This is a genomic window from Phocaeicola sartorii JCM 17136 = DSM 21941, from assembly GCF_054653615.1.
Genome location: NZ_BAAIFW010000005.1, coordinates 3,307,267 through 3,323,811, shown reverse-complemented (window position 1 = coordinate 3,323,811; position 16,545 = coordinate 3,307,267). Strand labels below are relative to the sequence as shown.

Here is a 16,545-nt window from a genome sequence, read left to right as displayed (position 1 = left end):
CTATATGTGGGGGTATTGTTCTTTCTTTCGGGTTACAGTCTGTTCAGGGCTGTGTTATTTTTGATTTTCATATGCTGCTTCCAGCAGGTGGTCAAAGTTTTTTTCAAGGAATACTTTGCTCATCAAGCTATAAGGCTGGTCGGGTTGCATATACCGTTTGATTCTTTGTTGTTCATCTTTAGTAGGCAGGCTGCGTTCATCCGTAATCATTCTGTTTTGGATGTCAATGATATCTTTCATGATATGTCTCAGCCATTTTCCACGTTTCATATCTAAAAGTTCTGTTCCGAGATGATATTTTTTTATGGTGTTCAATCCCTTTTGGGAACCATGTTGAGAGCAGATACACTCGTCTTCGAATGTAATATTAGCTTGTATTTCTTCATCGCTGTCCCGACATGGATCCAAGGCTGTATTTACAGGTATCGTGTTATGATCTGCCTTATCATTGCAGTTGCTGCATGATAAATATAAGTTTGTCCAAGTGTAGGCTTGCTTCGAGTCAATAGCCACTTCTATAAAATGATCAATCTCTTTGGAAGCGCCCGACAGTTTGCTTTCGCAATAAAAACATTTACCGTAAGAGCAGTCCTCCAAGTTTTTTCTTATTCCAGGGTTTCCATATTTTGTAGAATCCGGTCTGGCTTTTGGGTTCTGTTTTTTAGCTTGTTCAAATTTATCTTGCCATTCATCGTGTTTTTGTTTTAAGATGGCAGGTTCCGGCAGTCTTTCTATATGTCTCATTTCCTGAATTCATTTTTTATATTAAGGTATGAGAAATACTCGGGATTTATTTCATATAGTTTTTCTGCCACTTTCCGTGCTTCCTCTTTTTCCCCGTTTTCTATTAACTGTTTGCGGGTCGTTATCAGATTTGTAATGTCTTCATTAAAAGGCTGTACTCCAAAGATGTCAGATACAAGGATTTCTTCGACGGGCATGTGTCCATACCTTTCCGTTTCATCTCTCAGTTCACTATATCCGGTTTGGGGGACACATGTATAAATGCGTGCTCCATCCATGGATGCCACTACGAATGGTGAGTGTGTCGTAAGGATCATCTGAAGATGAGGGAATAGGCTGCGGATGATACCCAGAATCTTTTTCTGCCATTTGGGATGAAGATGGGTTTCAATTTCATCTATCAATAAAAGTCCTGGAATATTAAAAATCTGCATGGGAGGCAATTTATTCAATATGCTGATAGAGTACATTTTGCACATAAGCAGCAACAGGTGTTCTATTAAAAAGAGATTACCGCTACTCAATTTATCGAACGAAAGTTCTATACCATTCTGCTCTATAATAGGAGTCAGATCTGTTCTGCGTACATATTTGAACAGTCCGTTGTCAAGGCATTGGTTTATGACATCTTTCATCTTTTCGTACATCATATTTCCCAATTCCTTCTCAACAGGCATTTCGCTGGTACGAAGGTAGTCTATGTGGCAGATAAAGTTGATCAAATCAAGATTGCTCTTCTTTCCAAGCATCACTCCCATTAAGGCTTTTTCGTGCTGTATGTTCTTCATATTGGCAATCTTGAACGAGTCGGAAGGAGATTTGGATGACCAATAATCAATCACCCAATGATTGACAGGTCCCGGAATATCGTAACCATATGTCAAAGCTTGGCCTATGTTTATGTAATCAACTCCTCTTATATGTCCGTTTTGTAAAGTGGAGGTGGACAGATGAGTTGTACTTCCATTCAATACCACATCCATTTCAATAGAGAAATCGTTAGTGTCTGCCACAATATCCCGTTCCAGTTCTTGACCGCTCAATGCGGCCCGGATGGCATCAATGACAATTGATTTTCCCGCACCGTTCATGCCGGTGATAATGGTCACAGGCTGTTCGCCGGTGGCTTCATTATATTCTGTGGCAAATTCAATGACAGCTTCTTTGAATGGACCTATATTTTTGATATGAAGATTTTCTATTTTCATATTGTTTCAACGTTTTTTCTCCAGCCTTTTTGCAAAATTTCTTGTAAAAGTATGTTTTTTTTCCGATATGGACAAGGGCTTATACGTTTTTATTCTTGGATTTTCTGAATATTGTCATTCCATTCAAAACCTTTTTTATTTCATTGATGTGTAGTTAAACGTTATCTTTTTCTCTGTATTCAATTTTCATACTAAGTTCAGATCGCTTCCATTCGAGAAATATTTCGCTTGCAATTCTATTGGGTCTATCATTCTTTTACGGGCTTTAGCAATTCTTCCATATATACCGCCTTGTCTCCCCAGCCTTTGCTGAATATGCTGGGAGAATGAGTTGTAATAATCAGTTGACAGTTAGGGCTCATCCGTCGTAGCACATCCACCAGTTGGCGTTGCCAACTGAGATGAAGTGAAATTTCCGGTTCATCCATCAGGAGTATGGCAGGTTTCTTTTCCATGAGCAATGCGGTTATCAGTCCTAGGAGCATCTGTTTTTCTCCTGATGAAAGATCTTCCAGTTCAATGCGTTTTCCCTTTTGTTCAAAGAACATTTGGTTTCTTTCCACACGGATTTGTTTGCTTGTATCAGCAAACAGAGTGTTTACTGTTTCAAAAAAAACATTGATGTGTTCTTGTATCTCTTTTTCCCGTTCCGGATAGTCTAAGATTTTCATTCTATATCCGAAAAAGCTGGGTCCTTTTTGCAGGTCATACACAGCATCGTTCAGTTCTTGCATCAAAGGGCTGGCGGCACTTCGCTTGTCGGGCGAGGGGATGTCAAAAGTGCGGATACACTTCATGGGATAACATTCCTCCGGTTTCGGCATGCCGGATATGACCAGATTGCCGAAACTGTTTTTCAGCAGTTTCTTATTACCGGTATAATAAGCTTCCAAGATGTTTAGCAAGGTCGATTTTCCGCTTCCGTTTATTCCTACAAGGATATTCACGTCCTCATAGATGCCGTCCCAAACAATCTTGTAACAGTCCCATAATCCTTCGATGGCTATATTCTTTAAAAAATAGCTCATGTTGAGGTATTGTTTTTTATTTTTTCATTGCTTCCTTGCAAAGGTGCGGAAAATAATTGGTAAATGCAAAGAATGTGTCAGTCATCGTGATTGATTTCTCTCATTCTGATTTTTTGTGCGGGATTTCCTTGAATGGATTCCGTATACTTCCATTATTTTAGATACGTTTCTTTTATGAATGCTTTGATCTTTTCATCATTCCATCCAAAGCGTTTTTTTATCTCGTAAATCTTTGCATCTACCAGGAAACGATACCAGAAACCTTGTAAGAAGTGCCATATAAAGCCCTCTTTTCCATCTCGGAATCCCCCTTTCAGAATGTAGCGTATATTGAAATTGATAAATGGTCGTAAGAATAGCGGTGCTTTTATATATTTCATTTTCAGCCATCGTTTACGTTCTGCTTCTGTACCCCAAAGTTTAGGTTGTACTTCTTTGCTTTGATCCTCTATACTATATTCCATCATCAGCATATTGATCGCTTCCCGAGTGGCATATCCGTTATGTTTATCTGTCCACCAAGTCAAATCGTTTAAATTTTCATCTGTTTGATCCCCGTCTATTGAAATCGTTTTTCCTGAAAAAATAATTAGATGTTCATCCATCCACTTGTTTTCACTGGCTCCAAGTCCTTTACGGATAATTTTGATTTGTTGTGCAGGATACCAACCTCCATGCAATAATGGGCGACCTTGAAAAACAATTTTTTTGTTTACATAGATTCCATTTACGTCATCGGGGATTGTTTTTAATATTTGCTTCGTTTTTTGGGCTAATGATTCTTCTATGTATTCGTCAGCATCTACTCGCCATATCCATTCGGAAAGAATGGGACATTCTTTGATAGCCCAATTGAATTGTTGAGCTTGATTGATGAATGGATGTTGATAAATCTTTGCTCCTAATTCTTTAGCTATTTCTACAGTTCGATCTTTACTGAAAGAATCGATGACAAATATTTCCTCACAGATATTTTTAAGCGAGTTGATACAACGGGATATATGTTTCTCTTCGTTGTAGGTGAGGATGATGGCGGTGATGGAATTATTCATTTTTCAAAATTCTTTTTTTGATATATTTAGCCGGATTTCCACCTACTACAGTCCATGGTTCAATATCTTTGAAAACGGCGGCACGTGCACCTATTACGGCACCTTCGCCAACTGTGACCCCCATGCCGATAAAAGCATCTGAGGCTACCCAAGCGCGGTCTTTAAGTATGATAGGTTTTGTGACAAGATCCATTTGTGAAGCCGAAATATTGTGTGAAGCAGTACAAAGATATGCCCCTTGTGAAACGACAACGCTATCTCCTATGATAATGGGGGCTTTATTATATAGCTCTACATGAGGACCGATACAGGAATATTTTCCTATTGATAGATTCCAAGGCATATAAATTTTGACACTGCAATAAATCGGCACACGCCAAGGAATTGCAGCTCCAAAAGCTTTTAATAAAGCATTACGTATATATCGTAGTGGCATTCCGGGTAAACATCTGAATATAGTTGCATTTACTATATACCATGTAATTCTTTTTAATCTATGAGGCTTGTTTTCGTGATATTTTGAGAGTTGTTCCATATCTTATTTATGAAATTGCTGTTTCCATTTAGTTATATTTTCATGTGGTAGGAATACATTTGTAGAAAAATTTGTATCTATTATTCCTTTTAAATAATCTATGTCTGTTCTGTTAAGTATGGGAATATTACTTGTTTTGTTTATTTCTGTGGCCCTGTTGTCTATACTAATGATGAGAGTTCTTCGTCCAAAGTTTAGTGCCCGTATTCCTCCATGTAAGCGTGTTCCTACATAATCTATATTTTCACTGGCAAGAATTTTATCATACTCTTTTAAAGAAGGAGAGAGTATTGTTAATTTTGATTTGTCAAAATCAAGCAATCTTAGATAGTCTATATCTTCTATTTGTTGAGGCCAGAAAAAGATTTGATTATACGATGATACAAGTATATTCATCATTTGTTTGTCTCTGTCTTTATCCGCATGATAGGCTGTTAATGTTGTCATAACGGATTGGGCTTTAGCTGTGGGTATTTTTTTGCAATGTTCAGGGGTAAGATTCCACATGGTAGGACAAGCTGTATAAATCACATTAGTTATGCCTAATTCAGTCAGTTTTCTTTGTGTGTATTCATCTCGGACAGCATGCTGCATTCCATTGTTGAATAACCTACGGTAAACCCATTTGGTGTAAGGGTCAGTGTAGAATTTATTGTAATTCCCCCATCCGTATCCCATCAAACAAACATTCTTATATTGTAAAGCGTCAAGTAATGATATTTTTCACAATCTATGTACCAGAATTGACGTCTTGATTATATTTGTACCGCAAACAATGCTATATTTTGCTTGTTCATTCAGTTTGCGGGCACTTTTCCCAACCTCTAGATGTGTTGGTATTTTATATGTAAAATGGGGCGTTGTAAATATATTATCAGGTTGCTGCTCGCAGTAATCCATAATTATTTGGTCTCCCAAGTTATCACTAGCTTCTGCAGTGTCAAATAATACGATTTTTTTCATGATGAATTTTATAAGATTGTTTTATACCATTTTTCTATAATACTATCAACAGAAAACTGTTGGGCTGATAGTTGTGCATTTTGTGATAATCTCTGTAAAGTTTTCGTGTTAAAGAAAAGCCTTTCTAGTAAATGTACAAAATCTTGTTCGTGGTATGGTTGTTTAGTAATATATCCATTATAATCATTAATAATTATATCAAAAACCGCATCAAAACTTCCATATACAATAGGAACTACTCCGTATGTCATTCCTTCTGCCAATACTAAAGGGAAACCTTCATATTCAGATGTCATAAGTAAGATGGATGCACGCTGATAGTATGTTATAGGGTTGACAAATCCGGTAATGGATATATTTTTTAGATTGTTTTCTTGGATTCGTTTTTCTAAGTCATTACGATCTTTTCCATCTCCTATAATAGTAAGATTCCATTCCGGAAATTTTGATTCAATATTTTTCCAGATATCAATAATACGGAAAGTCCTTTTCTGGTTATATTCTATTCTTCCTACATAAATTACTTCTTTACCTTTATTTTGTATTATAGAATTTGAAACTGGAATTTGTATCGTAACAGGATTTGCTATTGCTAAGAACTTGTCAGCTTTAAAAATATTTGTGTACCTTTGAGCAAGAGGTATGAATGATGGTGAGAGTACAATATATTTATCTGAGCTATTTATACAAAAAGCGAGGCTGATACGAGATATTTCTTTTACTAACCATCGTAGTGGTTTTAAATATCTTTTTCCTTGACTAATTATAATATCTAATTCTTGTATTCTTTTATTTGTGTCAGGTTTGTTGTGATGAACGGAAAACACTTTGCAATTAGTTCCTTTTACCGCATATTTCCAAATAAGCGTGGTATAGAAAGGTACTACCCATTGATTTATTAGAATGTCAATATGATGTATCTGAATATATTTTCTTAAAGTATTTAAATTCCTTAAGGATAAAACGGGGTAGGACAGAGATAACAATTTGCACTGATTGGATAAATGTTTATTTGCAAATTCAGGATGGGATTGTTTAAATGAGGCTATTGTTACATTGTGTCCGTTGGAAATAAATTTGTTAGCTAAAACGGTAGATACCATCTCTACTCCTCCGAAACTGGGATATTCTCCCATGAGAAAAAGAATGTTCATATAGTTCAAGTTGTTGTCACTCATTATAATGGCTATAATTTTCATAAAGATATTGTAGCCCATTTAGAGTTGTATTTGGGGTTAATAATAAAGCGGTTTTGTAATATTTATTAATGGAAGTTCCACATAGTCCGTATAGCATATTTGTAATTCCATGTGGTTAGTTTTGAGATCCGGAATGGATGTAAACTACAAGAACAATATGGATATTATTTAATTTTATTATTTAGACATTGGGGCTATTGGTGGAAAATATGAGCTTTTTATATAACTCAACCATATCTGTTGCCATCTTTTGCGAAGAGTATTTTTCTTCCACTAATCTTCTTCCGTTTTCTCCCATTTGCTCTATATCTTGTTCAGAGAGTGAAAGAAATTCTTTCAGAGCCTTAGTGGTAGCTTCTGTACCTATCTCTGTCCACCATCCGCAATGATAATTTTCCAGCTCTTGCCATGGAGTTCCTTGAGTGGTGATAACAGGTGTACCACATGCTAATGCTTCGGCTACTACGATACCAAAGTTTTCACTATGTGTAGGTAAGACAAAAAGGTCTGCTTTTCTAAATAGTTCCCATTTTTCATCACCATATATACCACCTATGAAATGAATTAAATCTGCAACGCCTAATTCAGAGGCTAATTGTTTTAAATCATTGATATAGCTTTCTTCACCTTCTCCTGCAATGTTGATTGTATATCCTTGTAATTCTGTTTTTAAATTTGCTGTAGCTTCTATCAAGAAATTTATTCCTTTCTTTATGTGTATGCGTGAAAGAAATAGAATGTTCTTGCGTTTCGTCCAAGATTCTTTCATTATGATTTTGTTCACTTCCACACAGTTGGGAATTACTTCAATGCTTCTGTTCCATTTTAACTGCATCAGGTTTCTTTTCTCGCTTTCTGCCGTAGCATGTATGACATTTGCTATTTGTATTCCTCGTTTTTGAAATAATAATAATGCGGGAACCTTCTTTGTCCAATAATGGCGTTTCATGATCCATGGCTCAAGCATACCATGTGGTGTGTACACTACATGAAAACCGGCATTCTTTGCCCATATTGCAGTTCGTGCAGACATTGGTAACCAGCAACAGTTTGCATGGAAAACATCTGGCCTTATTTCGTTGAGCAGGTACATAAATTTCTTTTTTCCTTTGAAAGAGAATGGATTGTTATTTTTTTCAATAAAATGGATTCTGCAGTTTTTTAATTCCAAAGGATTTCTTTCTTTATGTGTCACTACATGCAATTCTACTAGTTTCCCTAGTTCTGACGTGAGTAGTTGCATATAGGCACTAACACCGCCCGATGTGCGATCTATACTGGGTATGTAATGTAGTATTTTCATCGTTTTTTTATATTGATGATTTTCTAAACCAAGGTCTTTCTGTTTTTTCTTTCGTTAAACAATCTATCAAATATTTTGCAATAATTTTTCCACTGATACATTCTTGTGCCCATCTTTGGCGGAATTCTTTGTTTTTTCTTATCTCGGTTATATTTTCAAGGCAATATTGCATAATGGTAGCTAGTTGTTTGTAATCTCGACTTCGGAATACTTTACCACATCTTTCATCGTTCAGTAATTCTTTTGCACCACATTTATCACTACAAATAACGTATAATCCTTTCGATAATGCTTCATTTACTACGGCTCCCCACCCATCATAAATACTGGGCAATATTAGGATGTCATGAATCGCTAATATATCAGGAATTTCAGAATTCTTTTTTTTGCCCAAAAGTTTGATGTTTGTTAGTGTTTTCGTTTTGATATAGGTCTCTAATTTATTACGTTCTGCTCCATCGCCAATGTAACTTATTTGACAATTGTTTGCTTTGTTGTGTTTGCAGATCCTATTTTGGGCTTTTAGTATATCCAATACTGCTTTTCGCCAAGATAGACTGCCTACATATATAAAATGTACATTAGAAGAAAGTTGCGGAGTTGTTGGCAGTGATCTTGTGAATTCTTCATTATAGGTGCAATAACTGAAAGGAAATATATCCCATTGTTTCCATACTGAGTGGAAATACTTTACAGCATCATTCCCCATTGCAAATACAGCTTGTATATGAGGAGCATACTTACGGTCTTGTATTAGAAAGCGAATGCGGTGTAACCATAGTGGCTTTCCATTGGCATGACCGAAAGCGAAAGTATTAGGACGCTCTGTTATTAACCCTCGTTTTAAATTGTATTTTAAACTGCATTGAAAGGCTTGAAATACAAAATGAAATCCCCTTATTCCTGAAAACAAATGATAACTGTTCTCAGGATTTGTACATAGCAATTGTTCCACTTGCTGGGGGGAAGGAGAAACATATACATCGCATTTGTCTAATCCGGGGAAAGAAGCTATGTCCCATCCCATATCTTTACGCGATTTGTTTATTGTTTCTTCTGCTACTATTACTACTTTATTTACTCTTGCGTCTTCAAGTAAATGAATGATGTAGGGTAATTGATGGGGACTAAGACAATTTTGCCAAAATACGATTCTCATAAATATTTTAGAAATAGTTATTATTTTTTAGATAATATCTTGTAATAGTTTTGCATCCCATTGCTGGACTTATCAATTTGTTCGAGATTTATTGATATGAGTCTTTTTGATTTGACTTTTAAAATTTGTTTTTATCCAATTATCAAAATCAATGGTACGTTGTTTCCATTCATGGAGTAATGGGTTGATGTTTAATTCCCATTTGTTTGCTTTTACTGTTTCTTGGATCGATTTTGCTAATGAAGAAACAGAAGATGGTTCGAAGTAAATCCCATTATTTCCTAAGACTTCATAAGGCTCTCCTATTTTACATGTTATGATGGGTTTTTTATATGGGAGATACATATATAGTTTGCTTGGGCATCTGGCCCAATCTTGTATAGTATCATTCATTGGAGATATGAATGCGTCTGTAAGCGTAAAATATGCAGCAATATCTTCTTCTTTAACAAATCCTTGTGTATGTATAAATTCGCTTAATTGTTTTTCTTTAATGTAGTTAACGACTTTGGAATAGTCGGGACCTTTCCCTAATAATAATAAATGAAGATTAGGATTGTCAGAATGTATAATTTCAAATGCTTTTATCATGGTGAAAGTACCATAATTTTTAGCTAGACTACCTAAAAAAACGAAAAAGTATTGGCCTTTATCTTTTCTAATAGGTAAATGTGCAGTGTTTTCATTAATATTACATATACTTTTTGAATAAGCATAGGGAAAATAAAGCATCGGACAATTAAAACGGAATATTTTGTGGCTTCTTTTTTGGAAGACTGTCTGTAAGTATTGACTAGCATTTAATATGCCATCCGCATATATTATAGAATAATATTCTAATATATATGATTTTATTCGACTCCGTAAACTAGAATCTTTAATATAGGATGGTAGTTCTGAATGTTCTAATAACTTAATACATGAGCTTTTTACTTTTACAATGTTTCTAAAAACAAAGGCGCAAATATAAATAAAATTAGGGTTTAATTCTTTTAATATTTTATTTTTAGCTTTTCTTTCTTCCTGTGCAGAGCATTTGGGGAAATATTTTATGCTTATATCTGAATTGCATTCTAAGCTGGCCCTATGGCGGTTTTCTAAACAATCTTCCATGATAATAGAGACTTTCCAACCCAATGTTTGTAGATGGTTGGCCATACCAAGAGCTCTCTTAGCTGTAGCTATGTCTTTGATGTCTCCTGTAGTAATAAAGGTGATTTTTTGCATATTTTTTATGGATTCTTTTGAATACAAAATATTTTTGATATGTGATTAGAATGAAGGCCATTTCAATGGGTACTACGTATCTAAATGCTGATTGGGGAGAGAAAAGCATGGTCCATATAAAATCTATTAGAAATGCAACTGTAACGTAAGTATAAGCATCGTTTGTTTTTAATGTTTTTTTTGCCATGTATATTATATAGATAAATATCAGCATCATAGTGAATAAAGCAAATATACCATTCATCATTCCTATACCGATTAGTACGGAGTGAGATGGTATTTCGTCATATAATATATTGTAAATATTATATTTCCCATTGTTTATTTTAGCTTGTAATTTATGATATTTCATACCTGGGTCCTTAGGCCAAGCTCCCCAACCAGTCCATGGCTTATCTGTAAATGCTTGATATCCGACAAAAACCTCAGATCTTCCCATCATTAGTAAATTAATAGGATTATATGGATTTTCTGCTCTAAATAGTTGCTCTGAATTCCCTGATCGAATCTTCCCTTCCAATACTTGATTAACGTAAAAGCAATATGAAGTGTAGATGGAGACGCTTGCTATAATCAAAACGATTTTGAAATTAGCAAAATGAAGCTGTTGTGATGCTCTTTTTATATAGCTTAACAGACCTGTCATGAAAATAATTCCTCCTCCGCTTCTTGCACCTAATATGATAAGGAGAATACCCAGAGTAATAGCTATGTATTCTGTTTTCCATTTTTGTGTTGTAGAGGCTAGAAAAATTAAAGAATAGGACAGAATAGGGACTAATGTGAATTTTAATAATGCGATAAAAGCACTGTCTTCAATGTTTATACTTTCTATATCTTTTCCGAAAATAATAAATCTCAATATTAATCCTAGTAAAGCGAAAGAAATGAGTGAACGGCTTTTTTTTAAATATGTATATAAAAATATAATATGTAAATAAGACAATATATTTATAGCAATTCCTTTAGCGGCACTATTGAAGTTGTTATCAATGGCTATTTCGGTAATAATTTGTATTACAATTAAAAGAGTGTATAAGATAGTAAATCTACCTATTTCTTTATTCTTTCTGAAATTTATTTTTTTTATATAGAAGAAAGATGTGGCAATAAGAAATATTTCACTAATAGATATTTCTCCTATTAAATTGAATTTTATACCATATCCTAATTCAAATAATATAAGTATAATCTTGTTTATCATATTATTTTTTGCAGAAAATCATTGTATCTTTTACTGTATGCTTGTGTGCTGAAAATATTATTTATATTTTCTATTGTGGTACGCATTCCTTTCTGTTTATCTGCTAATATTAAAGCTTCTTTTATACATTTACACAGAGAATCTAAGTTATATGGATCAAAAACTTTTATCCATTCACTATTTGTCATATCTTTTAAAGTTTCTCCTCCTGTAAATTTTGAACAAACTAAAGGCAATCCGGATGCAATAGCTTGAAGTTGTACCATCGCTAAGCCTTCTTGCCTAGATGAAAGAACTGATATTTTAGCTTTTTCAAAATAATGGGTGATTTCAGATTGTTCTACACATCCGATATCTGTGAAATTGCTTTCTTTTGGAAATGGCATACTGCAAGATCCAATATGTAATAGTCTTAATTTTAAATGTTTGCAAGCTTCGGCTAACAGATCACAGCCTTTCATCCAACTCCAATTGCCTACCATGATTATATCGTAATTGTCATTGTTGTTTAGCTTTGTTGGGGGGAAAAGAGAAAGGTCAACACCATATGGATTTATAAAAAGCCTATTAGGAGATACGCCATATTTAATAAATGTATCAAAAACAGAAGATGAAGCGATTGAAATGTAATCTACGAATTCGTACATTTCTATTTCTCTTTTAATGGCATAGTCAGATACCAATGAATAATATGGATTGTTTTTAGTACTATTCCTACTTATATTTTGTTCATCGTAGATTTTTTTTAATTCTAAAGTATGTACACTGCCCCTTTCTAATATCGTAATCGCTTTGTATTTGTTTTTAGCTTTTTTAAAAGCAAAATTGTAGATACTACTCATTGCTATAAAGACATCACACTTTTTCATAAATAATCCAATTAGATGGTCAAGGACAAACCATTCTAATTTCATTGACCAAACAGAGCGATTTGATAATTTTATACATGCTAATACTGGCAGCATTAGCCAAAAAAGTGAATAAGAGCATTTTTTTTTCAAACCAAATGTTTGTAATCGTTTTGTTGGAACATATGAATAGAATCTAACAGTATGTCCTTGTTTTTCTAGTTCTCGTGCTAAATCACAAATGTGAAATCTTCCAGAAGCTGCTATGTTAATAATCATAATCTTTTGTGTATTAAAAAATATTTAAAACCCGCTAGCGGAATTAAATCAGCGCATATTTAATTCTGCCAATCGGTTTTTTATTTTGTTTGTTAATATATTGTAGGATAAACAATGTGTTGATTTTCATGATGATATGAGTGGATAATTCTTTTGTATCCTTTGCATAGTTCCGAACAGCCATGAATTGATCACAAAGTTGTGAAAAAAGTGTCTCAATCTTTTTTATCAGATGAAGTGGCCCAAGGGTTGATATTATAACTTTTATTTTTTGCATGATATTATTAAATTAATTATACTAATATTCATTCACCAAACAACAGCAGGCTCAAAGTCTTGTTCTTATTTAGAAATTTATAAATCATGACTGACAGAAAAATATCTATTGCAGTAAAGCATATTAGTGTGATTAGATTGTTTGTGCTAATATGTAATATCCCATTTATTATTAGAAGTTTCTGATGCAAAACATAAACAGGTAATGTTATTATGCCTATCTTCGCAATTAAAATAGTAATATTTTTAATATTTTGTAAATAGCTTGTTAACCATATAATACAAATGCTTCCACTCAATCCTGCTATAAAACGTATAAAAGCTGATGAATGATAGTCTGTTGTAAAAATGCTATCAGGCATTCGATACATTGAATGTTCAAATGTATAGACTTTCATTGTAGCTATGAATATCAATAAAAATAAAACTCCTATCTTATAAGAACATTTACTCCAATCGTATTTCCTTAGTGCTATTGCGGTAACAAAAAAAGGCATAAGATATTTTAGTTCACGCATCATCCATAATTGGGGAGCGACATAAATCATCAAATAAACACATCCCCAAGCAATATATTTATATTTGGAATAAAATCGTTCTATCACTGCACCTGTTATCTGCAAAATAAATAATAGAGTAAGATACCATGCTCCTGTTAATATTAAATCGATAAAGTATTTAAAATCGAGATGCTGTGAGCTAAATAATTTGCCCCCCCCCTATTAGAAAACAGGAAAATAGTCCCCATATCAAACTTGGCAAGTATAGATGTATAAAGCGTTTCTTTATAAAGTGTGTCATATCTGTTTTTTGAACACTCGGATAAAAAAAATATCCACTTATAAGCATAAATAATGGCATATGAAATGCATATATAGTTTTCCCTATACTCGAGGATTCCCAGTCTGAGTTGAATGTTTGTAAAACATGTCCATACGCAACTAGAATTATTGCTATTCCTTTGAGGAGATCAAAATATATGTTTCTGGATTTAGTATTAGTGACTTTCATTATCTATGATATTTGTCTGATTACTCGTAAACTTTATAGTATACTTTAGCTATGATTTTTTATTTTCTCTGACAGGATATGATAATCATTGCGAAACCTGAATAAATCCGTTATTTTCATTCCTAACAATTTGCAAGAATCAGGAAGTATATATATAGCCATCGCTGTTTCAAAAAGAGTGGTTGCCAATGCTGCTCCATTGAAGCCCCATGCTTTAGATGCAGTGTAACAAACTAATATCGTGAGACATGCCATTGATGTACTGGCTATGGCAAAATGTTTAGGCTGGTTGGTCATTCGATAAGATACGACGCTAGTCCACCAAACTGCATTCATAAATACCCCTATCATGAAAATATTCCACGCAGTCTTATCTACAGACAGTGCATTCTGTGTCCACCAGTTGTATAAGTCCAACCCGATGATACAAAGGATACAGGCACCAATAAAACCGATTATAATAGAAATATCAACAGCTATGCGGAATAGCTTTTGAACCAAGGGCAGATTACCGCGCCCGTATTCAAATTGGAGATCTGGAAAAATCGCAGCATTAATAATGCTGAATATTTGATTCACTGAACGACATACTGTACGTACTGTATTGAATACAGCAACGGCCTCTGCACCTAGTATAATACGGACTACAAATGTAGTACCTTGAAAATAGATGCTTTGCCAGACTGGTGTGGCCAAATATCCTATACCTTTGGTTGTAATCATTTGAATATCATTGCGTTTTACTTTTCCTTTCAAACCATCAAAAGAAATCATCTTTCGTCCTATGATCCAATATAGTGCAGTATAACATATAGCAATTAATAGATGAGATAGAGCAAAACCGACAATGCCGCAGCCTGCATGTAAAATAATAATGCTGACAATAATATTCAATAAGTTATTTCCTGATCCTAAGAAACTTCCAGTAGCAGCTTTGCGTGCACCTCTATAAAAGCCTTCTGCTAACTGTGTATAAAATAAGATCAGTTTAGACGCCATCATCATGGTTACAGCCATTATCGCATCACTTGCAGCAATGACTGATTTGGAGAACCAGCCGGCATAGTCACCTATCATGATAATGGAAGCTGTCAGTATAGTCCCTAACAATACGGTGGACGTAATAACCCAAAAACCACTTTTATATAGATTAACAGCTTGTTGTTTGTTGTCCGATGCGTAAGCTAAAACAAAACTATTACATACGGCAGAGCCAAAACCTAAATCAGAAAAAGCCAATATGCTGGGAACAATGCTTAAGGTGAGCCATTCGCCATAATATTCTGCTCCCCATGTGGTAAGAAAAAAAGGAACTAACAGAAGTTGGTCAAATATGCGTATTATTTTTTGAGCGATATTGGCAAGGCCGTTGTTTATGATACCTTTGGTTATTCCCATATTATATCTTACATCTTAAACATTCAAGTGCAAAGAGTGTTTTAGGACCTTTTACTCCGAATAGTTTGTAAAGTACATACATTAATTTGCTTCGAAAATCATTATGACATGGATGTGCCAGTTGGCCACCATCTTTACCTATAGCCTGTTCTAGTGATTCAAGTTCTATGCACGAACCATTTTCTTTAAAAAGTTCTTTAAAGTGCTGTGATTTATCAGTATTAAATAACACCAAGGAAGATCCTTTTTCTACATTTATTGGCAATTGGGCATTCTTATTATTCCAAAAATCTCCTATTGTAAAATCTGCTGGGCGCTGTCCACCGGCGAAACGGCAACGATAACAACTGTCTCGATAACATTTTCCCCATAAAAAATAAGTCATATAATAATCCTTGTTATAAAAGCCTACAAGGACTTTGGAGCTATCTTCTTTATCACGTTTATATTCCGGCTTATATCTAAATCGGAATGTTGTGAAGTCTTGTTTCTTCTGGGATAACAGGTCTATTACGTATGCTTTGAAATATGGTTGGCTTGGTACTCCATGACATATTAAATCCATTGTTATGAGTTTATTATATTCATGTTGAAGGTAAGACTTTAAACCAGCTACGTGACATGGACAGCCACAAAACAGAACAATTCTGTTGGCTTTAAGGATTTTTTTTACTTTTCGGTAAATATCACCTACATAACTTTGTACGTATTTTGAACCATTTAATTTCTGCAACTCTTCAATGGAATCAATTCCGATGAAGCGGATATTATACTCATTGTCCATTGTGCATCCAAAAACCATTCCTCCTTGATTGATAACATAACGAGCCATTACACCAAAAGCACCTCCACTACTTGCTTGAGCAAGATACTTTTGATTTCGTTCTACAAATACCATTGAATAGGGGAAGTGAAAAGTAGTACGTGCTTTATTTGAAGGGCAGACTTTAGAGCATAGTTTACAATCTACGCATTTGTTTGCGTCTATTTGAGGATAAAGGAATCCTCTCCAATCTGCTTTCATTGTAATCGCATCGTGAGGACAAATATTAAAACAGGCTTCGCAACCGCTGCAATCCTTTCTTCTACAAATATCAATAGCTTTCATTTA

General features: G+C 34.4%; 16 protein-coding genes and 1 pseudogene. All 17 read right to left on the bottom strand.

What is annotated here, in order from left to right; translation table 11 throughout:
- Positions 1-54: 54 nt before the first annotated feature.
- Entirely contained in the window at positions 55-744 is a 690-nt protein-coding gene (locus ACYQ0C_RS14185) for an HNH endonuclease (RefSeq protein ID WP_016275943.1), read from the bottom strand.
- Positions 741-1,952, bottom strand: a complete 1,212-nt coding sequence (locus ACYQ0C_RS14180) for an AAA family ATPase (protein ID WP_016275944.1) — start codon at positions 1,950-1,952, stop codon at positions 741-743. The genes ACYQ0C_RS14185 and ACYQ0C_RS14180 overlap by 4 nt, the downstream gene beginning before the upstream one ends.
- A 248-nt stretch (positions 1,953-2,200) precedes the next feature.
- A complete protein-coding gene (locus ACYQ0C_RS14175) occupies positions 2,201-2,980 on the bottom strand; it encodes an AAA family ATPase (RefSeq protein ID WP_016275945.1) in 780 nt (259 codons plus the stop codon).
- A 152-nt stretch (positions 2,981-3,132) separates the two neighbouring features.
- Positions 3,133-4,032, bottom strand: coding sequence for a glycosyltransferase family 2 protein (locus tag ACYQ0C_RS14170; RefSeq protein ID WP_016275946.1), 900 nt, complete (start codon positions 4,030-4,032; stop codon positions 3,133-3,135).
- Entirely contained in the window at positions 4,025-4,567 is a 543-nt protein-coding gene (locus ACYQ0C_RS14165) for an LbetaH domain-containing protein (protein WP_016275947.1), read from the bottom strand. The genes ACYQ0C_RS14170 and ACYQ0C_RS14165 overlap by 8 nt, the downstream gene beginning before the upstream one ends.
- Positions 4,568-4,570: 3 nt before the next feature.
- Positions 4,571-5,287 carry a polysaccharide pyruvyl transferase family protein gene (locus tag ACYQ0C_RS14160; protein WP_338129622.1) on the bottom strand — a complete coding sequence of 239 codons (717 nt, stop codon included), beginning with the start codon at positions 5,285-5,287 and terminating at the stop codon, positions 4,571-4,573.
- A gap of 3 nt (positions 5,288-5,290) precedes the next feature.
- Positions 5,291-5,530, bottom strand: a complete 240-nt coding sequence (locus ACYQ0C_RS14155) for a hypothetical protein (RefSeq protein ID WP_016275949.1) — start codon at positions 5,528-5,530, stop codon at positions 5,291-5,293.
- Between the two features lie 8 nt (positions 5,531-5,538).
- Positions 5,539-6,747, bottom strand: a complete 1,209-nt coding sequence (locus ACYQ0C_RS14150; protein WP_016275950.1) for a glycosyltransferase — start codon at positions 6,745-6,747, stop codon at positions 5,539-5,541.
- A 163-nt stretch (positions 6,748-6,910) separates the two neighbouring features.
- A complete protein-coding gene (locus ACYQ0C_RS14145) occupies positions 6,911-8,032 on the bottom strand; it encodes a glycosyltransferase (RefSeq protein WP_016275951.1) in 1,122 nt (373 codons plus the stop codon).
- Between the two features lie 7 nt (positions 8,033-8,039).
- Complete coding sequence (locus tag ACYQ0C_RS14140) at positions 8,040-9,191, bottom strand: glycosyltransferase (protein ID WP_016275952.1); 1,152 nt, start codon at positions 9,189-9,191, stop codon at positions 8,040-8,042.
- A gap of 72 nt (positions 9,192-9,263) precedes the next feature.
- Positions 9,264-10,418, bottom strand: coding sequence for a glycosyltransferase (locus tag ACYQ0C_RS14135; RefSeq protein ID WP_016275953.1), 1,155 nt, complete (start codon positions 10,416-10,418; stop codon positions 9,264-9,266).
- Positions 10,363-11,622 (bottom strand): hypothetical protein, encoded by a 1,260-nt coding sequence (locus tag ACYQ0C_RS14130; RefSeq protein ID WP_016275954.1) that lies wholly within the window; start codon positions 11,620-11,622, stop codon positions 10,363-10,365. The genes ACYQ0C_RS14135 and ACYQ0C_RS14130 overlap by 56 nt, the downstream gene beginning before the upstream one ends.
- Positions 11,619-12,749 (bottom strand): glycosyltransferase family 4 protein, encoded by a 1,131-nt coding sequence (locus ACYQ0C_RS14125; RefSeq protein ID WP_032941664.1) that lies wholly within the window; start codon positions 12,747-12,749, stop codon positions 11,619-11,621. The genes ACYQ0C_RS14130 and ACYQ0C_RS14125 overlap by 4 nt, the downstream gene beginning before the upstream one ends.
- Before the next feature lie 43 nt (positions 12,750-12,792).
- Positions 12,793-12,975: pseudogene (locus ACYQ0C_RS14120) on the bottom strand (IS982 family transposase); the annotation flags it as partial.
- A 749-nt stretch (positions 12,976-13,724) separates the two neighbouring features.
- Positions 13,725-14,036: an acyltransferase family protein gene (locus ACYQ0C_RS14115; protein ID WP_032941667.1), complete on the bottom strand. Its 312-nt coding sequence runs from the start codon at positions 14,034-14,036 to the stop codon at positions 13,725-13,727.
- Positions 14,037-14,081: 45 nt separating this feature from the next.
- Positions 14,082-15,434, bottom strand: coding sequence for a lipopolysaccharide biosynthesis protein (locus tag ACYQ0C_RS14110; protein WP_016275957.1), 1,353 nt, complete (start codon positions 15,432-15,434; stop codon positions 14,082-14,084).
- A 1-nt stretch (position 15,435) separates the two neighbouring features.
- The gene (locus ACYQ0C_RS14105; protein WP_016275958.1) at positions 15,436-16,542 is read right to left on the bottom strand and encodes a Coenzyme F420 hydrogenase/dehydrogenase, beta subunit C-terminal domain; all 1,107 of its coding nucleotides are present in this window, start codon (positions 16,540-16,542) and stop codon (positions 15,436-15,438) included.
- Between the last annotated feature and the right edge of the window lie 3 nt (positions 16,543-16,545).